The organism is Kribbella sp. NPDC056345, assembly GCF_042262745.1.
Lineage (GTDB): Bacteria > Actinomycetota > Actinomycetes > Propionibacteriales > Kribbellaceae > Kribbella.
The window spans coordinates 105,885-129,655 of record NZ_JBHJQQ010000019.1 but is presented as its reverse complement, the minus strand read 5'-3'; the positions used below and the strand labels follow the sequence as shown (position 1 = coordinate 129,655).

Below are 23,771 nucleotides of genomic sequence, written 5' to 3'. Positions count from 1 at the left end.
TCTCGGGGAGGCTGCGGCTGACGTACATCTCACGCTGGGTAGGTGGGTTCGGCGGGTTGGCTCCGTACGTCAAGACGATCGGCAGGAGAACGATGACGGATCCAGGTCTGTACCCAGTCTTCGCGCATTGGGCGAGGCTTCATGGGATTGAGGCCGCAGTCGATCGCTTCCGGCTGTCTCTTCCGGCGCAGGTCGATGATTTCCGCGAGCAGTTCGAGCGTGACCGGGCACGAGTGGAGGCCGGGGGGCCGCCGGTTATCGCCGCGGGACAAGACCCCTGGTATAGCGGAGCCAGCGAGACGGATATCTTCTGGCCCGCGCTGGAGGGCGAGTTTCGTCGCCAAGAGTGGCCGAAGGATCGGCTCGAGTCGGTCGATAGAGCATCGAGCACAGTTGTCGCGCACACGCCGCGCCCGTCACGTCCTAACTGGGACGCGAAAGGTCTGGTCGTTGGCTACGTACAGAGTGGCAAGACGACAAACTTCACTGGCGTTATCGCGAAACTTGCGGATGTCGACTATCGGATGATTATCGTGCTGTCCGGCATTCACAACGGGCTGCGACGGCAGACACAGGTCCGGCTCGACGAGTTACTCAAGGATCTGAACAAGGACAAGTGGGTCACGATGACCCAGGAGTCCACAGACTTCGTTGCTCCTCCGCAGCGTGCCTCGGCGCTGCTCAGCTCGAACAAGCCGATCCTCATCGTAGCGAAGAAGAACACTGCCGTTCTGAAGCGGATCGTCCGATGGCTCGATACGCCAGATGGCCGCGACGCTCTACAGACGGCTCGGGTGCTAGTCATCGACGACGAGGCAGACCAGGCCTCGGTGGCGACAGCCCAGATCAATCCGCTGATCAGACGACTTCTCAAGCTGATGCCCAGGTGTACATACGTGGGTTACACGGCCACACCCTTCGCGAACGTATTCATCGCTCCGAACCAAGACGATCTGTACCCGAAGTCCTTCATCCTGAACCTGCCTCGGCCAGAAGGCTACTTCGGACCCGAGATGATCTTCGGGCGCGACGTGGTCGAGGGGGAGCTTGAGGGGGCGGCGTCTGACGGCTACGACATGGTTCGTCTGGTACCTGAGCGCGATATGTCTGCACTCCGTCCAGTCGGACGGGCATCGGCGTCCGACTTCGAACCCGAGATGACTGACAGTCTGGTCGACGCGGTGCGGTGGTTCTGGCTGGCGACGGCCGCAAGACGAGCCCGCGGAGACGATGGTCACAGCACGATGCTGATCCACACCTCCGTGAAGATCGACGTGCACGAAGCCTTCAAGAGCCCGTTGCAGGGACTGCGTGCCGCGGCCCTGCGTGAACTTGCGCGGGGCGATGCGGATGATCTCGAGAAGTGGCGCATGCGATGGGTCGAGGAGTCGTCAAAGGTGCCGGCCGAGGAGTGGGATCGGAAGTCGCTCACCTTTGACGAAGTCCTGCTTCATCTGCAATCGGTGATCGATGCCACAAAGGTGATCCTGGACAACTATCGGAGCCAGGACCGCCTCGACTACAGCAAGGGGCCGGTCGTAGCCATTGCGGTTGGCGGCAACACGCTGTCCAGGGGACTCACTCTCGAAGGACTGGTCGTCAGTCTCTTCGTACGCGGAGCAACCGCGTATGACACTCTCCTGCAGATGGGTCGATGGTTCGGGTATCGCACGGGCTACGAAGAGCTGCCGAGGATTTGGATGACCAGCAGTCTCGCGGCTGCATTCCGGCATTTGGCGACGGTCGAGCACGAGATGCGCGATGACATCGACAGGTATCAACGGCAAAATCTCACCCCTTTGCAGGTTGCTGTCCGGATCAGAACTCATCCGTCGCTGCGGATCACAGCAAAGATGGGCGCAGCCCAGCCAGCTGAAGTTTCCTACGCTGGAAGCCGGTTACAAACTCGCTACTTCTTTACCCGAGACGGCGACTGGCTGGAGAAGAATCTGGAGGCGACTCGTGCCCTGGTCCAGGAGTCGCTGCGCCACGGCCGTCGAGGCGACAAAGGCACGGCCGTCGTACTTCGCGATGTGCCCGCAGGCGTCGTCAAGGACTTCTTGTCGACCTACAGGGTGCATCCCGATTCACCGGACATGGACCCGAGTCTTCTGCTCAAGTACATCGACAAGCAGCTCGAGGCCGATCCGCCGAGCTTGTCCAGATGGTCGGTGTGCATTGTTCCGGGCGGAGGGACTCCAGTCGAGTTGGGTGGAGTCGTGGTGGGGTCGGTGCTCCGATCTCGTCTCGACGACGGAGACGAGACAAGAGCTGATATCAAGACCCTGATGAGCAAGCAGGATCGGGTGCTTGACCTCGACATCTCCACCACTGACGCACAGGCCATGAGCGAAGAGAGGCTGAAGGATCTGAGGGATTTGGATCAGCATCACAAGGATCGTGGGCTGATTGTCGTCTATCCGATCGATCCAGCCAGCAAACCCACTGCTCCTAGCAAGGCACGGGCCGCGGGATCGAAGGAGCGGCTAGAACTCGATGCCCTGCGGACCGTCGTTGGTATCGGCCTGGTCTTTCCCGGTCAGGCAGCTAAGAAGAACAGCGTCGTCGCGACACACCTCGCGGTCGATTTGACCGATGTTGAGCAGGAAGATCTTGAAGATGCGATCGAGACCGATACGGAGCTCGCGGAGTAGTGGACACCAGAGAGATTCTGCAGCGGGGATGGGCAGTCCTTGAGCCACGTACAGACGGGCACTTGGCGTCGTTTCCGCTCGACGTGCGCTCCGCCGAGACGTCGTGCAGGTTGGCAGTCGACCGCTCTGGCGCTCGCCACCTGTTGGTGCCCGTCGATGGCGAGCATGCGATCTCAGCGCAGCGAGGTTCCGCCTTGGTGGTCGAGCAACGGTCCCTGGTATTCGGAGAGAGTCAACACTCGTACATCGATCTGACCTGCGTCCAGCCGGAGCTTTACCTCGAGTTCGACGACGTCGTCGAAGACGTTGTCGAAGCAGTTCAAGCCACGCAAGATACGGGAGCAGCGACTCTCGACGTTGTCGCTCGATGGAGGCGCCTCTTTCGTGCTGACCTCGTCCGCGGTCTTGGCGTTGAAGCGAGGCGCGGTCTGTTCGGCGAACTGAGCTGCCTCAGCTGTCTTGTCGACGTCGACCCGGACTTCGACGTTGCGTCCTGGACAGGTCCGTTAGGTCAGCCGCACGATCTTGAGCTCAGCAGCGCATGCATCGAAGTCAAGGCGCTGGGGATCGAGACGGAGGACGTCCGCATTCACGGCCTGGAGCAGTTGGACGCTCACGACGGCAAGCCATTACAACTTGTTCTGATCACTGTTGTCGAGGATCCGCAAGGTCAGTCGATCGACGACCTTGTGAGTGATCTCGGAAGTCGTGTCAACAACCCAGCTCTCTTCAAGAGTCGGCTGATGGCGGTTGGTTGGTCCGAGAGCGACCCGTTCGGAGGCGACCGGTACGCAGTCGGTCAGGTAGCCGGCGTCCGCGTAACCTCGTCTGTTCCGCGACTTGTGTCGACCTCATTGACGACTTCGCGCCTGCCAGAAGGCGTGCGGAGTGTCACTTACTCGATTGACCGCCAGAGCCTCCTCCCTTTCGCCGTAAACGCTTCCCTAGTTGATATCGCACGTGAGGTGCTGTTATGACGTCGAGGTGGTGGTCGCAGCCGTTTGCTGATGAAGGCTCAGCCGCGGCTGAGGGAATCGTGAAGCAGTTGGGTCGCCCGCAGCTCGATCCTTTGACGGTCCTGGTGCGCGAGGCTGCGCAGAACAGTTGGGACGCTAGGACGGGGGCCGGACCCGTCGATTTCCAAATCCGTCTGGAGACCCTCGGCGAGCGGGCAGGGGATTGGCGGCGGCTGCTTCTACCTGGACCTCCCGCGGGGGCCGAGGTGCCCCTGGAGCAGAATCTGACGGCTGATTCCGTCGTGGTTGTCGTGTCGGATCGCGCAACTCGTGGTTTGGGAGGGCCGCTTAGGGCGCGTAGAAGGCCCGGAGCCGACGAAAGGCCCGACTTCGTGCAGTTCCTGCGCAACGTAGGCGAACCGAACGACAACGAGTTCGGGGGAGGCACCTACGGCTTCGGCAAGGGGATCTTCTACCGACTCAGCCTGACCTCGGCCATTTTGGTCGACACCCTTACCTTGGCAAACGAGCGGCGCCTGATGGGAGCCGCGTTGGGTAACAGTTGGTACGAAGACGATCTCAGGTTCACCGGTAGACACTGGTGGGCAGACACGGCGACCGACGGCAAGCCCGATCCGTTCCTGAACATTGAGGCAGAGGAGTTGGCTGCTTCCCTGGGCCTCCCCGGGTTCGCTGATGGCCGAACCGGTACCGATGTCGTCCTGATCGGCGCGGACTTGGGCACAGTTGACGACGTTGATGAACAGCGTCTACGGACGGTCGAAGAAGCTGCTGCGTTCCTGGCATCCTCAATGCTGTGGCATCTCTGGCCGAAAACGATGGCCGAAGGCGACCTGCGTCAAATGGTCTTGGATGTCAAGGTCAACGGCCAGTCGATCGGTGTTCCCGAACCGGCGAATGTCTCCGATCTTCGACCGTTTGTTGACAGCCTGACGAAGATCCGTGGCGGTGATCACGTGCAATACAAGCGAACCGTCGCACCGAAGCTCGCTGGCCAGTTCGCCCTATCTGTTCAAGGAGCGCAGATGGGGTCACCGAACGTCGAGCACATAGTGGATGCTGCTCGTCCGTTCGACGGCCCCCCGCATCACGTGGCGCGCATGCGCATTGCCGAGCTCGTCGTCGACTATCTGCCGACCAGCCCACATCCTGATCCGCTCCTTCGCTATGGAGCCGTATTCAAGTCCACTGAAGAGTCAGACGCGATATTCGCCTCGGCCGAGCCGCCTACGCATGACGACTGGGTGGAGAAGGGGCTCAGCGGGACATCCCGTGGCGTTGTTCAAGGAGCGCGGCACTTCGTTACCAAGACCGTCGATACAACCCTTGGGCTAAGCACCTCTGCTGCTGGCGGCCAGGGAGGAGGCCTTGGTGCGCTGTCATCACGGTTGGCCTCCCTGCTGCCTGCAATCGACGGAGTCGGAGCTGGACTCGCCGGTCCCGGCCCCGGGGGAGCAAGCAGGTCAGGTGCCAGGAACGGGACGGCTCCTCGCATCGTCGAAGGACCGCGGCTGGAGCGATACGAGGAGATCCTCTATCTGGTGGCGAAGGTTCATGTTCCGAACTCGCCAACCGTGCGCAACGTGAGAGCCGAGGTTTCGGTCGTTGTGGACGGAGGAGGTCGGGAGTCTGACCCGCCGGCAGGAGCGCTGACTCCAGAGATCACCGGTTGGCGGTCCGCCGACGGCAATGTTTCGAGCGCTGAGTTCATAACAGTCGGAGCCGCAGACTGCACCGAATGGTGGGTGTACTCGACTTACATACCTGACGCGGTGGTGCGGTTCAAACTGAGGGAGGAGACAGATGCCCTCTGATGTTCTCCCGTATCTGGTGCCCAGCGCGACCACAGTCGTGTGGGAGCCGTGGAGGCTAGTCGACGGTGAGCGTTCGGTTGAGTTGCCGGAGGCAATCGATGGCTGGGACACGGGTATCGACCTGAGAGTCAGCCGGCGTGTTCGGGTTGACTATGAACGACTAAGGGCGGAGACACAGCTACCCGAGGAAGCAGGCATCGTAGCGACGACCTCCTGGACAAGCTCGACGTCTGGGATGAGTGAAGCGGCTCGGCCGATCGCAGTCAGGGACTCAGGCCCGGTCATGCTTGAGGCCGTAATACCCGGCGACCGAGTCGGCGGCGTGCTGCGCATCAGGACAACCTTGACGCTGGCCTCCGTCCCGTCACAACTTGTGCCAGGCATAGCTCACATCGCGGGATCAGTTCTGGCCGAAGATCATCGACAGGTCGCTCTGGAGGGGACCCTCTCGATGTTCCCGGTGCACGGTATCGACTTCAGTCACACGAACCTACATCCGGCCGCGTCGTGGCACCTCGAGACATCCGAGGATCTGAGCGCTCCGTTCCTCGGCGCGTTCCGGCTGCTGCTAAATCGCCTCGACGCCGAACTGATGAAGGCGGTCGAGCGCGGAGCGAAGAACAGCCGCCAGCAGGCGTTGATCGACGAGTTGATGCACGGCGTTGGCACGATCCTGTTGGAGCTTGCGCTAGCCCATCGGAGCGATCTCGAGGACAGAGAATTCTGGCCTGCCGACACCGTGGGCCACGTGCTGAGTCGCACGCTCGCGCGCGCTATCGGCGGCGATGGCTTGCCTGCCCAGTTGGGTCCGCAAGACGTGCCGTTGTTCCGAACGGCGTTGGCGGGTCTCATCCGCGCTTCGGGGCAGGGGCGGAGGTTCGAGTGACGGTACTGTGGCCCCGCCTGCCGGACGCCGTCGCGCGCGAGGAGTACGAGAAGATCCGTGCCGGTGCCCCTTGCCGCGACGCGAGCCGTCATTCGGAGCAGATCTATGCGCCGGTCGGGGAGCGCGTCGCCGAGCTGAAGATTTCCGAGTTGACCGTGGCTATAACGCGGCTGGCCAGAGCACACGGCTATCCAGATCCTGCACCTGACGCTACAAGAGTGGCCTTCGACAGAGCGTGCGCTCCGCTGGTCCGAAGAATGGTCGACATCACCTGGGCCGAGGCGGGGTCGCGGTCTGTCTGGTCGTTCGTATCCCTGGTTCCGCTCTCGGGTATTACCCTCTGGCGGTTCGGAACCAACAATATCGAGCGGTGGTTGGCCACTGATCTAACTCGACATACGTGGGCACGTCTGTGGTGGCAGGCGGTTGTGTTCGATTCCGACCCGCGATTGCTCGACCATCTAACGGAGAGCGACCTAAACCAGCTTCTCGAGAGGCGGTCGATCGGCGGTGACCCCCGCCTGGTGCGCAGCATCGGCGCTGCGATCGTTCATGCAAAGCCTGCAGACCTCACTCGGCGTCAGATCATCCGAGACGTCACGAAGCGCCTTCGACGTCAGCTCGCGTTCATCGATATACGTGCGCTCGAAGATGCGACCTTACATAAGTGGTGTCAAGCCATAGTTCAGGAGTCGGTCACGAGCCTCCTCGGGCGCCCTGACGGATCCTGACAAGTTGTAGCGAGGAACCTTCGACGAGGCGCGAAGTGTAGCCGATCTACCCGAACAGCACCTCCGTCAGCGAGCCAGGTCACCAGATTTCCGGAGTCACTAGCGTGACGGCTCTATTCGAAACTGTGAGGACCAGTTGTATTTGAGAAGACGTCCCACCAGCCGCGGTCGGAATTGCCTTCGGGTGACGGCTTAACAGCCCGGCCAGTGGTGGACACATCTAGGAGCGTGAGGATAGGACTCGACTGCAGCCTTCGGTATACGTCGGCCTTGGCTTGCGCAGACGGCGCCGCTCTTAGAAATGGCGAAGCTGGACATGATGGCCAAACAGCGACTCTCTTGTGCTTTGGAGACCCATGCGATCGCGAGTTCCCGGCAAGCCGGTCTGGCCGTCTCCATCGCATGATGGCACGGGCGCCGAGTGAGTCTTGTAAGGTGAGACGCAGCTAGCCGGACTCGTGATTTGGTTAGATAGGAAGAATTGGCGATGGCGAAGTTCTTGACGAGTGCACGGACCGTGGACATGCTTGGTCGGCAGCAGATAGCGGGCGTGCCGACCGCAGTGTCGGAGCTATTCAAGAACGCCTACGATGCGTATGCGACCTCTGTCCGTGCGGACTACTTTCCGGATCGCCGAGTCTTGCTGATCCGAGACAATGGCATCGGGATGACGAGGGACGACTTCCACACTAGGTGGCTTACCATCGGCACCGACAGCAAGGCTCGAGATGGACAGCGAGCGCTGCCCCTGCGCCCGGCCGGGATGCCCGCCCGCGTACAGATGGGCGAGAAGGGTATCGGGCGGTTGGCGATCGCCAGCATCGGGCCGCAGCTGCTGCTGATTACCAGATCGCTGTCGCCATCGGCCAATGGAGACGTCGTAGTAGCCCTCGTTCAGTGGTCAATGTTCGAGGTTCCGGGCCTGACTCTGGATGACGTAGTCGTTCCGGTAAGGCTGCTTGACTCAGCGTCCGACCTGACGAGGGAAGTCATCCTCTCGATGGGCGACGATATAGACAACTGCCTGAATGCCTTAGGCGACGAGGTGTCGAGCGTCCGTGCAGCAGAGATCCGAGACCAGCTCTCGCTGCTCGACTTTGATCCGCAGCCACTCTTGAGGCTTCATGGCCCGAATCTCTTCGATCACGCTGGCAGCGCCTTCCTTGTCACGCCTGTGCGGGACGAACTCGATGCGGCAATGGAGGTCCCAGACGGCAGGGATGATGTCGCCGTAAGCCCATTTCAACGATTTCTGTCTGGCTTCACCAATACCATGCTTCCTGACCGACCAGCACCTGAACTCGGCGCGCGCTTTGTGTTACACACGGGCGGCAGCGCGCTTGATCTGATCGAGCCAGGTCGATTCTGGGAACCCGAAGATTTCGAGTTGACCGATCATACAATTGAGGGTGAGTTCGACAAGACGGGTTCCTTTCACGGTCAGGTGTCCATCTACGGTGGGCAGCCGGTCCGCTTTACCGAGCCGTGGATGGCGGGACGCGGTCGCAGTACTCGATGTGGTCCATTCAAGCTAAGATTCGGGTACGTGCAGGGATCAGCGAGCGATTCGCGGCTTTCTGCTGAGGACTGGGCGCTGATGACATCGAAGCTTCAGCGAATCGGCGGCTTGTATGTCTACCGCGATGGCATACGCGTGCTTCCATACGGAAACGCCGACAATGACTACCTTGAGATAGAGCGGCGTCGAACGCTCAATGTCGGTCGATTTTTCTTCTCGTATCGAAGGATGTTTGGTGCAATTGAGATAGATAGTGACAGTAATCCTAGTCTGCAAGAGAAAGCTGGGCGAGAAGGATTTCGAGATAACGGCGCATATCGTGATTTCACGGACATCTTGAAGAATTTCCTTGTCCAGATCGCGGCCAACTACTTTTCGACAACTGACGATCGATCGGACGAGTGGCAAGTCCAACGAGACCGCCTCAAAAGACGGGCCAGCTCCAGGGCGGGGCAGGAGAAAGCTGAACAGCGTGCCCGCGAAAAGTTCGCTGGCCAGCTTGAGAAGCGCATGAACTATATTGAATCTGGTCGATTGTCGGCGGACCTGAATGCGACCCTTGCGGAACTTGATTCAGCGCTCTTCTCTCCAAATGTTGAATTGTCCGCAAATAGGCGCCTCGAACTGGAACGAGATGCTCGGCGAGCCATGGATGATGTGGCCATTGCGCTGGATTTCTCCAAGCCAGCAGAACTGGCTTTGACGTCAGATCAGGAACGAGAGTGGCTGTCCTATAAGAAGATTGCGGCCAAGGGGAAGCGTGAGTTGCAGACCGCCCGCGATAAGGCCACTGAATTCGTGGAGCGTTCCGAGGTCGATGCGGCCAGCGACGCTAAAGCAGCCGCATCTGCGGCGCGCGTCAAACGCGTTCTGGCGACGATCGATGCGGCCCATGCGATATTGCTGAATTTGGCTGCGGACGCGGATGCGACTCTTGTTGCCATGTCGGCACATGTGTCTGAGCTTATCGTCGCCGAAATAGGTCAATTCGATACCGCGATGACTGATGTTCGTCAGATCCTCCGTGGGACGGTCATAAAGTCGAATGTCGAAGCAGAACTGGTCGAGAGAATTAGGGAAGCCGAGAATCTCCATAGCTCAAACATCAGCGACCTGAGTCGCCGCTCGGCCCAGATGATGGGCGATTCCGGTACTGCGGTGGAGCGCGACATCATTCTGCTCCAGGAGCAGGTGCTGGACCTTCAAGCTCAAATCGATCAGAATCTAGAGCTGATGCAGCTCGGTCAAGCCGTTCAGATTGTTAGTCATGAGTTCGAGGCCAGTATCAAGTCGGTAAGGGCTGGGCTGCAGCGCTTGTCTCCGTGGGCGCGGAATACGCCAAGGCTCGCGCCAATCGTGCGTGACTTGCGCGAGTCTTTCGCGCACCTCGATGGCTATCTGCGACTCTTTACGCCGCTCCAGCGGAGACTGTATCGACAGACTGTAACGATTACCGGTGAGGAAATTGCTGAATTTATTCAGCGAGTCTATGCTGAGCGGATAAGTCGCGCAGATCTTCGGCTGGAAGTGACAAGCACCTTTCGATCCTGGCGCCTGACTGGATATCCCAGCACCTTCTATCCCGCATTTATCAATCTTGTGGACAATGCGATTCATTGGGCCGGCGCTGCCCATAAGACCGATGGGCTCATCTTGTTAGATGCAGATGAGTCGGCCTTGTATGTGAGAGACAATGGTCCCGGCGTTCGTCCGCGCGATCGGGACGCGATATTTGAACGTGGTTTTAGTCGACGGCGAGGGGGTCGTGGGCTCGGTCTCGCACTTGCTAGGGAACTGCTAGCGCGCGAGAATTGGGATCTGAGTCTTGAAGACGCAGATGGGGAAGGGGCGTCGTTTAGGTTGACGCCGATCGGTCCAGGTTAGTGAGGGGAAGAAGTGAGCCAAGACTTCGCCATGATGCGGACAACCGCCTTTTTGCAGACCGCTCTAGTCGTGGATGACGAAATCCAAGTTGGAAATGATCAGTATGCGGCCGAAGAGGCCACACTCGGAACGGCGTCGCTGGAGATGGACTATGATCAGCGAGCCTCAGAAGGCGATGAATTTGGATTGGATAGAGTCCCTGGCGAGGACCATTCACTCGATAGCATGAAGGTCGTGGAAAGCTTCGCGGACCACGGAATTTCCTGCGCCGTCCTGCAGCCCCGCGGTCCATCACCTGACGACCTCGGCCGCGTCGAATCACTCGCGGTGAGATCTGACATTGTAGTGCTCGATTGGCTCCTTGGTCGCTCGGATGAGATAAAGTCGGGGCCTGGGGAAGAGACTACTAGTCTCGGACTCGTGAAGAATATAGTTTCTCACGACATCGAGGCCGGCAATCGGTTGCGATTGATTTGCATCTACACCGCAACGCCTGACCTCCATTCGATTGTTGATCGTATCGGTGCTGTAATTTGTGATCTACATGCATACACTGATCAAGTCATTGTGGACCATGGAAGTCTGTCGGTCTCAGTGGATAGCCTCCGGATCCTCGTCGTCGCGAAGCCGCACCACAGTGCGCCTCCTGACGGGGCAGTTTGTACTGAGGCTGAGTTGCCAGCTCGGATGATTTATGAATTTTGCGAACTAGCCGGGGTCGGCTTGTTACCTCAGCTCGCTTTGGCCGCGATCTCCAGTATTAGAGACAATGCTCATCGCCTGCTCGCGCGGTTCGATCGGAATTTGGATTCGGCATTCATAAGTCATCGCGCGATGACCGACAGTGTAGGCGCCGAGCAATTCGCTCATTCTCTAGTCAGTAGCGAAGTGACATCGTTGCTCTCGACGGTAGAAGTGGCTTCTGCGGTTTATGAAGCTCCGATTGAAGCTCGCGTTGAGCAATTACTAGGGAATCTTCCTGAAAAGCGGATGCTAAATAAGGTGAAATTCGGTCAGAGTTATCGGTCAGTGACTCTGGGTGAGGCGAGGGAGATCCTGACGAATGGGCTCGATTCGAACGGTAAGGTTCGAATCGATAATGCTGATGTACCGCTCAGGTGTAGCAGTACGACCTCGCTCTTCAGTCGGTCTGAGCAAGAGCATGAGATCTATTCTGAGTCGCTCGCGATTGATTTAGCGTTTGGGGCTCTCTCTAGCCTTGCCAGGACCCCTGAGCATGACGGCAAGGGCACGCCTGCGCCGCTCCTTCGACTCGGCGCGCTATTGAGAGGCGATGATGGGAAGTACCTTCTCTGTCTTCAGCCTCTTTGTGACAGCGTTAGATTGAGCGGGAGTGTCGCCTTTCCGCTAATGCCGCTGTCGACGGCAAGCGCTGAAAGTGAGGTGTTCGATATTGTGGTAGGGAGTAGAGATAGCTACGTAGCGCTATCTCGAGACGGCGTGAAGCTTTCAGATGTGCGGGTCGCGTCGTTCGATGCGAGTTCGGACGTGGGAATGGTCCAGGCGCTCTGGGGGTCGGAAGATTCGCGATGGAGGTTTTATGGCTCTAGATCGTCCAGTGTTCAAGGGGGCGATGCTGGAGCCGGGGCTGGGAATCCTGTCTTCGAATGGGTCGGCGATCTGAGGCCGGAAAAGGCGAATCAGATCGTTGCGCACTTGGTCACGAATTTGGGACGCACTGGAATTAATGAATTTGAGTATCTTCGTCGATCGGGAAGGAAATAGGTTCACGCTGGCGATGTCGGCTTTGCGGAGTTTGGAATCTGGTGGAGCTGCGAGGTCGGCTCCGACTCGTCGATGTTGATGACTGAGGCGGCACCGCCTTGCCCAGCTCCGCTGAGGCACAGGGGTGTGGGCCTTAGACGCTCGGATCGCTGACGCTGATCTCCAAGGAGGCGGTCCAGCGCGGAGCCGAAGGCGCAGCGTTGCCGATTCAGGTTGCGAAGGATGGGGTGCGTGCGGAGGTGTTGCTCGATGCCGGTCGAGTTCGAGGCGAAGATATTGGACGTCGATCCGGGCGGGACGTCTGCCGATATTCATTCGCATGAATGGGTGTCGTGCGGGGGATCGACTTGTGAGGCGGTATGTAGATGACATCGGGGCTGGGAATGCGTCGTGATGGGGTCGGCTGCGGGATACCGGGGGTGCGGTATCCGTCGCGGCAGGGGAGATTTCGCACGACGGGTTTGATGGGACGACGGAGACCGTGGTGGGTGGTTGGGGACTTCGAGGCGAGTGATCAGTTGCTCGGAAGATGGGTTTGTGGCGAAGTCGTATCAGGAGAATCGACGGGGTGAGTTTGAGTAGATGGGGCCGTGTTGGAGATCGGCTCTTGGCCGCTGATTCCGCCGTACCTGGAGATTGAGGGCGGTCCCGGGAGCACGTCGTACGGGTGGGGGCTGCCTTGGGGGTGGGGGAGGCAGAGTTGACGGGGGAGAACACTACGAAGGTCTATGCGCGGTACGGGATCGATCTGGGTGCGATTCGAGAGTTGCGGTTCTGAGGTGGGCGCAGGCAACTGCTTCGATCGGGTCTTCGATTCGTGAGCGTGGGGTGGGTGGTGGCGCTTAATTCGGGCATGGCCGAAGCTCAGATCTGGGCAGAATGGCGGGGAAAATCTGGAGGTCTTACGGTCTGGGTGGGGATGACCTAACCTTGCGCCGATCGTGTCCATCTAGGTGAGGGAGGGTAGCGGCATGTTCTGCATCGACCCGACGGAAGACGCCTGATCGTCTAGCCATTGAACGCGCTGCACGTCCGGCATGGGTTTGCTGCCGGGCGTGCTTCAGCTGCGCGGCCGGACCGTGTGAGGAACGATGACTGACGTTGCCGTGGCGCTGGATGCGCGGTTGCTGGACCAGAACATTGCGCGGTTCCACCAGCAGGTCGCTGGGCGGGTGATGCGGGCGCACTTCAAGGCGCATCGGACGGTTGAGCTGGCGGCTCGCCAGTTCAAGGCGGGTGCGGCCGGGGTGGCCGTTCATACTGCTCGGACTGCGATCGCGCTCGCTGACGTGGGGGTGCGGGATGTTGTTGTGGCTTGGCCGTGGCGGGAGGCGTGGCGCTGGCCGGTTTACCTGGAAGCGGCTCGGAGCGTTGAGCGGTTCGCGGTTCATGTCGATGATGCGGAGACCATTGCTGGGCTCGGGGCGTTGGCTGCTGTTGGAGGGGCTGAGATCGGGGTTCGCCTTGATCTGCGGCATCTGCCGGATGAGCAGGTTCTGAGCCTCGCTCGGCTGGTTGATGCGACGGCCGGCGTACGCCTGGATGGGGTCACTGCGTATTCGGGTGCGGAAACCAGGGCAGATATCGCCGCCAGGGATGCGCTTGGGCAGCGGCAGGCGGAGCGGCTGGTGAGGTCTGCCGAGTCGATCCGGGCCGATGGGATTGACTGCCCGGTGGTGAGTGCGGGCGGTACGCCGACTGCCCTTGGCGCGCTGAGGGTTGAGGGGGTGACCGAGATTGTCGCGGGTGCGTACGCGACCCTCGACGCTGGGATGGCCGAGGCCGGGGTTTGTGCACTTGAGGACGTCGCTGTGAGCGTCGCGGCTGAGCGGGTCGATCTGTTGGCCGGATGCACGCAGCCGTGGGCACCCGACCTTGAGGCTGTGCCGACGCAGGGCAGGTTGCTTCCTGGGCACATCTGTCCTTTGGCGAAAGCGCTGATGCACAACGGGGTGGAGCTCACGCTGGTTGACGAGGGCCGGGTGGTCGACCGGTGGCTGCCCCGCGCGCGAGCGGACCGCGGGTAGTGGCGTTGCCGGCGCGGTTCTGGCTGTTCTTCGGCGCTCGGACGGTGTCGGTGCTTGGCAATGCGTTCGGGCCTATCGCGTTGGCCTTCGGGGTGCTTGCACTGCCGGGTACGACGCCGGCGACGCTGGGGATTGTCCTTGCGGCTCAGGGTGTACCGCAGCTTGCTCTGCTTTTGCTCGGTGGGGTCATTGGCGACCGGTTCCCGCGGTACCGGGTGCTGGTGGTCGCCGAGCTCGTGTCGTGCCTGGCCTACGCGGCGTTGGCCGCGATGCTGCTGACCGGGTGGGCGCCGCTGCCGGTGTTGTGCGCGGCCGCGTTCGTTGCCGGTGCGGCCTCGGCTCTGTTGCTGCCCTCGCTGACCGGCACCGTCAAGGAGCTCGTACCGAACGACGACCTGCAACGGGCGAACGGTCAGCTTCGGTTGGGTACCAACTCGGCCAGGGTGAGCGGTCTGCTCGCCGCCGGCGCGACCGTCGCTTGGCTTGGTCCGGGAGTGGCGCTCGCCGTGGACGCGGCGACGTACCTGGTGGCAGCCGGGTTGCTCAGTCTGCTGAGGCTGCCGGGCGCGGTCCGGACGGAGCGGCGCAATCTGGTCGGCGATCTCCGGGTCGGCTGGCACGAGGTCAGCACGCGGCGCTGGTTGCTGGCGACGGTCGCTGCAGCGGGAGTCATCAACGCGGCCTCCGCGGCTGGGCTTGGTGTTCTCGGCCCGGTGCTTGCGCGAGAGCGGCTCGGTGGGGCGTTCGCGTGGTCGATGGTGCTCGGCGGGTACGCGGTGGGCATGCTCGCCGGTGTCGTCGTCGCCATCCGGTTCAAGCCTCGGCGACCGCTCCAGGCAGCCATCCTGTTTCTGCCGGCTCTCGCGCTTCCGTTGATTGCTCTCGGTACGTCGGCGCCGCTGCCGCTGGTCGTGTTGTCGGCGGTCTGCGCCGGGATCGCGACGGACATCTTCGGCGTCCTCTGGGACACCCTGATGCAGACCGAGGTGCCTGCGGAAGCGCTCTCTCGCGTGAGTTCGTATGAGTACCTCATCGCACTGTCGCTGAAACCCGCCGGGGCGGTGTTCGCCGGGTACGTCGCCGCCGGCCTCGGTCCCGCGGCCGGTCTGCTGCTGTTCGGCGGCTTGATCCTGTTCGCCACGGCCGGCGCGCTCGTCGCACCCGCTGTCCGGCACCACACACCCCGACCACTTGGAGTGCAGCAATGAACGAGGGCTACGTCGAAGGGTTCGCCAACGCCTACGACCGGTTCTGGCGACCGTATCCGACCCAGTCGGCCGAATCCCTGCTCAGCCTTGTGCAGTCGGCCGTCCCCGAGGCACGTCGCGTCCTCGACATCGGCTGCGGGACCGGGATAGTGGCCGAGCGGTTCCTTCAGGCCGGGTACGACGTGACCGGGTTCGACCGGTCGGCGGCCATGCTGTCCCGCGCCCGGACGCGGCTCGGCGACGCACCGGTTCTGTACGAGGCTGATGCCGCCGACTTCACCGTGGATGAGCAGTTCGATGTGGCCTTCTCGACGTACGACATCCCGAACCATCTGGCCGGGATGGAGCAGGTGGCGGCGTACCTCGGTTGCGTGTACCGGGCGGTGGCGCCCGGTGGGTTGTTCGCCTTCGACGTGGCGAGCGTCGAGGGTCTGCGTGGGATGAACAAGATGGAGATCCGCGACACCGAGGAGGCGATCCTGCTCTTCCGCGGCGCGCTGAACGAGGCCGCCGGTGTCGGGTTCTACCGGATCACCGGGGTGGTTCGCGCCGACGACGGCCGGTACGACCGGTTCGAGACCACGATGACCAACATCGTCGTACCGGTCGATCAGACCCTGAAACTTCTGGCCGAAACGGGCTGGGTCGACACGTACGTGGCTGATCCGGCGGACCTGCTGACCCCACTCGCAGAGGTCCCGGAGTCGTTGCGTCACTTGTACTTCGTCTCTCGCAAGGCAAACCCGGTGCCGGAGTGAGGTCGATTCGGGAGTTGCGGTTCTGATTGCGGAAGGAAGTCCGCCACGATAGGGACATGTTGGAGACGTCGGCTCGGTTGTTGCGGTTGCTGTCTTTGCTGCAGGTGCGGCGGGACTGGGGTGGGGCGGAGTTGGCGGGGCGGCTGGGGGTTTCTACGCGGACGCTGCGGACGGATATGGAGCGGCTGCGGGTGCTGGGGTATCCGGTGGAGGCTCGGCCTGGCGTGGCTGGTGGGTATCGGTTGGGGGCTGGTGGGGAGATGCCGCCGTTGTTGCTGGATGACGAGGAGGCGGTTGCGGTCGCTGTCGGGTTGCGGACGGCGGCCGGGGGTGGGATTGCGGGGATCGAGGAGACCTCTGTACGGGCGTTGGTGAAGTTGGAGCAGGTGCTGCCGGCGCGGTTGCGGTCTCGGGTGCGGTCGATTTCGTCGGCGACTGTGGCGGTTGGTGGGGGTGGGCCGCAGGTGGATGCCGAGGTGTTGACGGCGGTGGCTGGGGCGATTCGGGATCGGGAGCGGCTGCGGTTCGACTATGCGGCCGAGGCTGCGGCTGGGGCTTGGGGGACGGCGCAGGACGGGAGCAGTCCGCGCGAGGGGCGCGCCGAAGTAGGCGATGCAGGGCCGCCTGAGGTGGTGGAGCCGCATCGGCTGGTTTCGTGGGGGCGGCGGTGGTATTTGGTTGCTTGGGGCAATGAGGAGTGGCGTTCGTACCGGGTCGACCGGATGCGGATCAGGACGCCGAACGGAGCGCGGTTCACGCCGCGGGAGCTTGCCGAAGCTGAGGCAGGAGATCTGGTACGGCGCTCTGTCGGCGAAGCGTCGTGGCATTACCGGGCCCGGGTTCGGGTCGAGGCATCGAGCCTCTATGTGCAGAACCGGATGCCGATGCCGATCGAGCCCGAGGTGGTTGACGACAACACGTGCATCGTCGAGCTCGGTTCGGACAACCCGCATCAGCTCGCGCTCTGGCTGGGCCTGCTGGACGCGGACTTCGACGTACTGGATGCTCCGGAGCTCGCCGAAGCCGTTCGCGCAGTAGGCGACCGCTACCACCGAGCAGCACGCAACCACAAATAGTCCCCGGGCTGTGTCAGTGTGGGAGTCATCCACAGGGCTGGAGGACGGATGGGCGAAGGGCGTTGGGTGTTGGTGCGGGCGGGGGATGGGTTGAAGGGGAAGGCGTTGCAGTTGCTGCGGCAGGAGTTGGCTGAGCAGGACCTGGCTACGCAGGAGATGCCGGGGGAGGCGATTGCGGTGGGGCTGGCGGGTGGGGTGGCGCCGGTGGTGGTTGCGGAGTTGCGGGACTGGATTCATCGGCGGAAGAGTCCGGAGCGGGTGGTGCTGACGATCGGGGCGGATTCGCTGGAGGTGCAGCGGGCGACTGTGGACGACAGCACCAAGGAGATCGAGGCGTTTCTGGTGGGGAGCCAAGGGAGCGTTTGAACGTTGTGAGGCGAGTTCGGGCGGCGTAGCGTCAAAGGCGAACGGCGGGGTGACTCGTCACAGGAAGCTCTGCCCTGAACTCCCCTCCACAAGGGTGGAGCCCAAAGGAGCCCGGAGTGCCATGCACCCCGGGCTCCCTCGACCGGACGCAGACCGCTGCGGGACGTATCCAGCCCGGGATCATGCCGCGCGATCCTGAGAAGGCGTGCTGCCGGAGCCGGAACGACCCGCCCTGGTAGGTGCCGATGGCAAGCATCCTGGGCATTGAGAAGGGCCGGTCCGTTGTGGACCGGCCCCATCTGTTGTCTCTACAGGTTGCGGAAGAACTTCCGGAGGTCGGCGACGACATCCCCGGGGCGTTCGAGGGAGGCGAAGTGACCGCCTTCGGAGAAGTTGGACCAGTGGACGATGTTGGGGTTGTCGCGGTCGGCGAGTGGGCGGATGGTCTTGAAGTCGTCGGCGAAGACGGCGACGCCGGTCGGGGCGTGGTTGAGTTGGGGTTCGGCGGCGGCCTTGGCCTCTTCGTAGTGGTAGCGGCCGGCGGTGGCTGAGGTGTTGGTGAACCAGTAGAGGGAGACCTCGGTCAGGATCTGGTCGCGGGTGACCAGGCTGGTGCCGTTGCCGAAGTTGTTGAAGAGTTCGTTCCAGGCCAGCTGGCCGACGGGGGAGTCGGAGATACCGACGGCAACGGTCTGCGGGCGGGTGGAGTTGATGGCGTTGTAGCCGCCGACCGACTGGAACCACTGCAGGTGCTCGAGCGCCGCGTAGTCCTCGGGCGTGAACTTCTCGAACTCGGCCGGGTCGCCCGACGGGAACGAGAACAGCTGCAGTACGTGCAGTCCGAGGAAGCCTTCAGGATTGAGTACGCCGAGTTCCCGCGAAACCATCGCGCCACCATCGGAGCCGTGCGAGCCGTACGAGTCGTATCCGAGCCGGCGCATCAATGTGTCGAACGTCTTCGCGACCCGGGCCATCGTCCAGCCGCGGTCGACCAGCGGCGTGCTGAAGCCGAAGCCGGGGATCGAGGGCACGACGACGGAGAACGCGTCCTGGTCCGAACCGCCGTACGCCGCCGGGTCCGTCAGCGGACCGATCATGTCGAGGAAGTCGACGAAGGAACCCGGGTAGGTGTGCACCAGCAGCAGGGGCGTCGCGCCCTCGACCTTCGACGGGACGTGGATGAAGTGCACGGTCTGGTCGTCGATCTCGGTCAGGTAGTGCGGGAACTCGTTCATCCGCGCTTCCTGGGCACGCCAGTCGAAGCCGTTGCGCCAGTGGTCGACGGTCTCGCGCAGGTAGTGGTTCGGGGTGCCGTAGTCCCAGTTGTCGCCGGGCGCCGGCTCGGGCAGCCGCGTCCGCTCGAGGCGGGCGTGCAGATCGTCCAGGTCGCTCTGGGCGATGTCGACGGTGAAGGTCCGGATGTTCTCGTTTGTGCTCATGGCTTTACCGTAGAATCCGTATAGGAACATTAGGTTCCTAATTAACCAAGGAGTTTGGGCAGTGCTGGAGACGTCGTCGCGGTTGCTCTCGTTGCTGGCGCTGCTGCAGACCCGGCCCGCCTGGACCGGTGCCGAGCTGGCCGATCGGCTGGAGGTGACGACGCGCACGATCCGGAACGACATCGACCGGCTGCGCGAGCTCGGGTATCCGGTCGATGCGGCGCGTGGGCCGGCCGGTCACTACAAGCTCGGGGTCGGGGCCAAGCTGCCACCGCTGCTGCTGGATGACGAGGAGGCGGTCGCGGTCGCAGTCGGTTTGCGGACGGGTGCGGGGCTCGCCGGGATGGCCGAGAGCAGCGTGCGCGCTCTCACCAAGCTCGAGCAGGTGCTGCCGCATCGGCTGCGGCGTCAGGTGAACGCGGTTCATCAGGCCACGACGAAGGGGCCCGACGACACGGGCACGAACGTCGAGGCGCCCGAGATCGATCCGACTCTCCTGAGCACGATCGCGGCCTGTATCCGCGACGAGCACTACCTGCGGTTCGACTACGAGGTTCCCCAGGGAGCGCTCTCTCGGGATGCAGGATCTGCGCGTTCTTCAGATCTTCCGGTTCTCGTGCAGCCGTACCGGATGGTCAGCTGGAACCGGTTCTGGTACGTCGTCGCCCGTGATGAGCGCGACGAGTGGCGGACGTACCGGGCGGACTGGATGTCGTTGCGGATGGCAACGGGTATGCGGTACAAGCCACAGCCGATGCCGGGTGACGACTACACCGACTTTGTACTGCGCGACGTCGCGTCGACCGGGTGGAAGGTGCACGCCCGGATCACGGTGTTCGCTCCGGCGGCCGACGTTCTGAGCCGGATTCATGCGGCCGTCGGTGTCGTCGAGTCGGTCGACGAGGAGACCTGTGTGCTCGTGACGGGCTCGGATTCGCTGGAGATGATCGCGGTGTACGTCGGGATGCTCGGCCTCGACTTCCGCGTCGACGGCCCGGCCGGGCTGGTGGAGCATCTGAAGACCCTGGGGGAGCGTTATCTCCGGGCGATCTCCTAGGGAGTTTCACCTGGATCGAATGCTTAGGCAGGGTGCGGGTTAGGCGCTATATCTATGGAGTCCATAGATAATCAGAGGGGCTTCGCGATGACTGACTCCGCCCAGACTCAGCCCAGCCGTCGGCAGGTGCTTGGTTGGCTGACGGCTGGTACCGCCGCAGCTGGTTTGCCGTTGCTCGATGCCCGGGCCGCCAACGCCCTGGCCGCAGCGCCGGCTGGTGCCGCGGCCGCGCCGTTGACCGTCTGGCTGCCCTCCCCGGCCGACAAGATTCGCCGGGATCGGCCGTTCCCTGGTTCCTCCCCGGCCGCGATCAGCCTCGCCGCGGCACGGAACGAGTACGAATCGGGGCAGTTCGTCGTACGGACCACCAGCGGTACCACTCAGCTCGGGGTCAGTGCAGGTGAGCTGACCGGACCGGGTGGCGCGAAGCTGACGGAGATCGAGGTCTTCGAGCAGCACTACGTGCATGTGGAGAAGACCTGGCCGGAGAGTCAGCCGAAGTACATGCCGGGGCCTTGGCCGGATGCGTTGGCGCCGCTCCCGCCGAGCCGCACCCTGGCGGTGGGATCCGGCAGCAACCAAGGCATCTGGTTCACCGTGCACATCCCGAAGGACCAGCCCGCCGGCACGTATACCGGCAGCATCACTCTGACCGGTGGTACCAGCCCGATGTCCGTCCCGGTGGAAGTCGAGGTCTGGCCGTTCGAGATCCCGGACACCGCGAGTACGACCACGGCCGCCGCGATCTGGTACCAGCAGGTCGCGCGACACTATGGGCTCACGCACACCGACCCGCGGCACGAGCCGATGATGCGGAAATACTACGAACTGCAGAAAAAATACCGGCTGATCTCTACCGATCCGCCGGGGCCCTTCCGTGCCGCCCCGGCACCCAATGGGCTGTGGCCGGGGCCGGGATTCGAACCGGAGCCGACCGAGTTCCTCCGGTCGGCCGACCGATACTTGCTCGACCCCAGCGCGGGCCGGTTCCGGATCCCGCTGTATGCCACCGGTGACTACAACACCGGCTTCAAGTTCGATGCCGTGAAGGTCAGGCAGGTTCTGCAAGGCCTGCGTGAGCGCGGGATCGTGGACCGCGGCTACTTCTACTTTGCTGACGAGCCGATGACCGAAGCCGCGTTCGCGCACGTCAAGAAGTTCTTCGCCGACGTCTCCGCGGTAGCGCCCGACATCGACCACGTGCTGACCTTGACCGACCCGCCGAACCAGGACCTGCTCGACTTCGTCCGAGCCTGGTGCTTCGTCATCACCGTCCCCAAACCGGAGTTGCCCGGCATCGTCGAGGCACTGAAGGCCCGGGGCGACACAGTCTGGTGGTACACCGCCTGGCGGCACGCCTACCCGCTGCCCAGCATGTTCCTCGCCGACAGTTCGGTCAGCGCCCGCATGCTGCCCTGGATCCAGTACAGCCACGGGATCGAAGGCTGGTTGTTCTGGTCGACCACCGTCTTCGGCAAATGGGAGCACGACCGCGGGTACGCGCCCAGCGACCGCTGGACCGACCCGTTCCCCCTGCCTGGTGGGGACGCAGGCGACGGCTACCTGATGTATCCGAGTGCGGACGGCCCGGTCCCGTCGATCCGCCTGGACAACCTGCGCGACGGGTTCGAGGACTTCGAGTACCTCGCTCTGTACGACCGCAAGGCCGCTGAACTCGCAGGTGGGTGGGACCTGCCCGTACCGGCGAAGGCGCTGCAGTCGTACCACGACGTGCTCCACACGGGCCCCGCGCCGTACCGGGACGACCCGTCGCTGTTCCACCGCATCCGCCGCCAGGTGGGCGCGGAGGTGGCCCAGCTCTTCGGTAGTGCGCCGGCTGTGGTCCGGATTGCGCGGGCCACCGCGCACGGTGTCGTCGTCGAGCTCATCACCGGCCGCGACAACCCAGTGACCGTCGGCGGGGTCAGCAGCGAGCCAGTGCAGACGACGGCGACCGGTGCGCGGCACCGGGTGGTCGTGGACCTCGCTGCGGGCCAGCGGAACATCGCGATCACCGTTGCCGGCTCCACGTTCACACGGACAGTGGAGATCCGGCCGGTCGCCGTACCGCACGACATCCCCATCAACTCGTTCGAGACTCCGGCAGATGTGGCCCGGCTGATCACGCAGGAGGCCAGCGCGACCTGGTCCGACCAGCACCCCACGACCGGGCGACACTCGGCCAAGCTGGTCTTCAACGCCAATGCGGCCGACCCGGCGTGGTCTGGCGTCTACTTCTACACCGCGCGGGAGAACCGGCCGGACAACTCCATCGGGCGCAACGACTGGTCCAAGATCGACGCGGTGGCGTTTGACGCGTACAACGACTCCAACGACGTAGCGGTGATCTACTGCGACTTCCACGACCCAGTCCGGCTCGACAACGGCAACCCGTTCTACCTGTCTCCGCGCAAGCATCAGCGAGTCGTCATACCGCTCACCGGTCTCGTGAGTGACCTTCCGAGGATCACCTCGATCCACCTGCGGACTCCCAAGCGCAGTACGCCGTTGACGGTGTTCATCGACAATGTCCACTTCCAGCGCAGCCGGACCGACCTCCCGGTACCGGGAACGTGGAGCAGGCAGGACGCGGACCGGCTGCTCACGGTCCAGACGGTTCAAGCCGACGGCTCGATCCGGTACCTGCAGCAGGACGGCACCGGTTGGAGGGCGACCAGTCTCCCCGCGGGAGTCACGGGGGCTGTCGCAAGTGCCCTGGACCCGGCCGGGCGAATGAACCTCTTTGCACTGACGTCGGCTGGTGTCCTCAAGTGGAGCCGGAGCGGGCAGCACGTCCTCCTGGACCTGACGCCGACGAACGGGCCCAAGCAGCAGCTGACTGGACGTCCTGCGGCGATCGTGGACGTCGCTGGGCGGATGGCGTACTTCGTCCGATCGGTCGACGGTCACCTGATCCACGGTCGGCAGACGGCACCGGGCTCGCCTGTGTGGACTGCTACCTACATCACGGACGGCGGCGGCGCCAGGGTCCGCATCAGCGGCGACCCTGCTACTGCGCAGGACGTGTCGGGCAACCTCACCTACATGGTCCGCAATCTGGCCGGCGAGCTGTGGCACGGCTGGGAAAGCGCTCCGGGCAACAACCAGTGGACCGGGGACCGGATCCTGCAGGGCGGTACCGGCGAGGTGGTCCGGCTGGAGGGCCGTCCGGCCATGGCACAGGACATCTCTGGTCGACTGACCTTCCACGCCCGTAACGCAGCCGGTGCTTATGTCCACGGCTGGCAGTCCACCCCGGGTAACGGCCCGTGGCGCTGGGACCTGCTTCCGTTGACAGTGACTGTCGACGGGGACGCGGAGACCGTCACTGTGGCTGGCGATCCCGTCAGTGCCTTGGATGCCTCCGGCAAGCTGGTCAGCTTCGTCCGTACCACCGACAACCGCATCTTCCACAACTGGCAACGCCACCCAAGTAGCGGGCCCTGGGACGCCACCGTCATCCGCGTCGGGACCGCCTACGCACAGGTCAGCGGCGAAGGCGCGGTCGGCCAGGACAACACAGGTGTTCTGCACTACTTCGCGCCGACAGCCGCCGGGCCGCTGGGGCACTGGTATCAGTACGGGCCTGGTGTCGGTCCCTGGCAAAGCGGGCCGCTGCCGTCGTGACC

The 23,771-nt window shown here is 62.9% G+C and carries 15 protein-coding genes; 14 read left to right on the top strand and 1 reads right to left on the bottom strand.

Annotated features, from left to right (window positions below; translation table 11 throughout):
• Positions 1 to 92: 92 nt before the first annotated feature.
• The 12 genes from ACFCV3_RS39200 (at position 93) to ACFCV3_RS39145 (ending at position 17,646) form a co-directional block, all read left to right on the top strand.
• Positions 93 to 2,654 (top strand): Z1 domain-containing protein, encoded by a 2,562-nt coding sequence (locus ACFCV3_RS39200; protein WP_376039598.1) that lies wholly within the window; start codon positions 93 to 95, stop codon positions 2,652 to 2,654.
• Positions 2,654 to 3,631 carry a PD-(D/E)XK motif protein gene (locus ACFCV3_RS39195; RefSeq protein WP_376039595.1) on the top strand — a complete coding sequence of 326 codons (978 nt, stop codon included), beginning with the start codon at positions 2,654 to 2,656 and terminating at the stop codon, positions 3,629 to 3,631. The genes ACFCV3_RS39200 and ACFCV3_RS39195 overlap by 1 nt, the downstream gene beginning before the upstream one ends.
• Positions 3,632 to 4,002: 371 nt before the next feature.
• Complete coding sequence (locus ACFCV3_RS39190) at positions 4,003 to 5,445, top strand: hypothetical protein (RefSeq protein ID WP_376039593.1); 1,443 nt, start codon at positions 4,003 to 4,005, stop codon at positions 5,443 to 5,445.
• Positions 5,446 to 5,728: 283 nt separating this feature from the next.
• Positions 5,729 to 6,331 (top strand): hypothetical protein, encoded by a 603-nt coding sequence (locus ACFCV3_RS39185; protein WP_376039592.1) that lies wholly within the window; start codon positions 5,729 to 5,731, stop codon positions 6,329 to 6,331.
• Complete coding sequence (locus tag ACFCV3_RS39180; RefSeq protein WP_376039590.1) at positions 6,328 to 7,062, top strand: hypothetical protein; 735 nt, start codon at positions 6,328 to 6,330, stop codon at positions 7,060 to 7,062. The genes ACFCV3_RS39185 and ACFCV3_RS39180 overlap by 4 nt, the downstream gene beginning before the upstream one ends.
• A 487-nt stretch (positions 7,063 to 7,549) precedes the next feature.
• A complete protein-coding gene (locus ACFCV3_RS39175) occupies positions 7,550 to 10,465 on the top strand; it encodes an ATP-binding protein (protein WP_376039587.1) in 2,916 nt (971 codons plus the stop codon).
• 12 nt (positions 10,466 to 10,477) lie between these two features.
• Positions 10,478 to 12,211 (top strand): response regulator receiver domain, encoded by a 1,734-nt coding sequence (locus ACFCV3_RS39170; protein ID WP_376039586.1) that lies wholly within the window; start codon positions 10,478 to 10,480, stop codon positions 12,209 to 12,211.
• A gap of 1,091 nt (positions 12,212 to 13,302) precedes the next feature.
• Positions 13,303 to 14,238 carry an alanine racemase gene (locus ACFCV3_RS39165; protein WP_376039584.1) on the top strand — a complete coding sequence of 312 codons (936 nt, stop codon included), beginning with the start codon at positions 13,303 to 13,305 and terminating at the stop codon, positions 14,236 to 14,238.
• Positions 14,205 to 15,446 (top strand): MFS transporter, encoded by a 1,242-nt coding sequence (locus ACFCV3_RS39160; RefSeq protein WP_376039581.1) that lies wholly within the window; start codon positions 14,205 to 14,207, stop codon positions 15,444 to 15,446. Before ACFCV3_RS39165 ends, ACFCV3_RS39160 begins: the two co-directional genes overlap by 34 nt.
• Positions 15,443 to 16,204, top strand: coding sequence for a class I SAM-dependent DNA methyltransferase (locus ACFCV3_RS39155; RefSeq protein WP_376039578.1), 762 nt, complete (start codon positions 15,443 to 15,445; stop codon positions 16,202 to 16,204). Before ACFCV3_RS39160 ends, ACFCV3_RS39155 begins: the two co-directional genes overlap by 4 nt.
• 56 nt (positions 16,205 to 16,260) lie before the next feature.
• Positions 16,261 to 17,280 carry a helix-turn-helix transcriptional regulator gene (locus ACFCV3_RS39150; protein WP_376039575.1) on the top strand — a complete coding sequence of 340 codons (1,020 nt, stop codon included), beginning with the start codon at positions 16,261 to 16,263 and terminating at the stop codon, positions 17,278 to 17,280.
• 48 nt (positions 17,281 to 17,328) lie between these two features.
• Complete coding sequence (locus ACFCV3_RS39145) at positions 17,329 to 17,646, top strand: hypothetical protein (protein ID WP_376039572.1); 318 nt, start codon at positions 17,329 to 17,331, stop codon at positions 17,644 to 17,646.
• A 308-nt stretch (positions 17,647 to 17,954) separates the two neighbouring features.
• Here the strand turns inward: ACFCV3_RS39145 and ACFCV3_RS39140 are convergent, their stop codons facing one another.
• Complete coding sequence (locus ACFCV3_RS39140) at positions 17,955 to 19,085, bottom strand: epoxide hydrolase family protein (RefSeq protein WP_376039570.1); 1,131 nt, start codon at positions 19,083 to 19,085, stop codon at positions 17,955 to 17,957.
• Positions 19,086 to 19,146: 61 nt separating this feature from the next.
• Here ACFCV3_RS39140 and ACFCV3_RS39135 point away from each other — a divergent pair, with 61 nt between their 5' ends.
• Positions 19,147 to 20,142, top strand: a complete 996-nt coding sequence (locus ACFCV3_RS39135; protein WP_376039567.1) for a helix-turn-helix transcriptional regulator — start codon at positions 19,147 to 19,149, stop codon at positions 20,140 to 20,142.
• Between the two features lie 87 nt (positions 20,143 to 20,229).
• Entirely contained in the window at positions 20,230 to 23,769 is a 3,540-nt protein-coding gene (locus tag ACFCV3_RS39130) for a glycoside hydrolase domain-containing protein (protein ID WP_376039564.1), read from the top strand.
• Positions 23,770 to 23,771 lie beyond the last annotated feature (2 nt).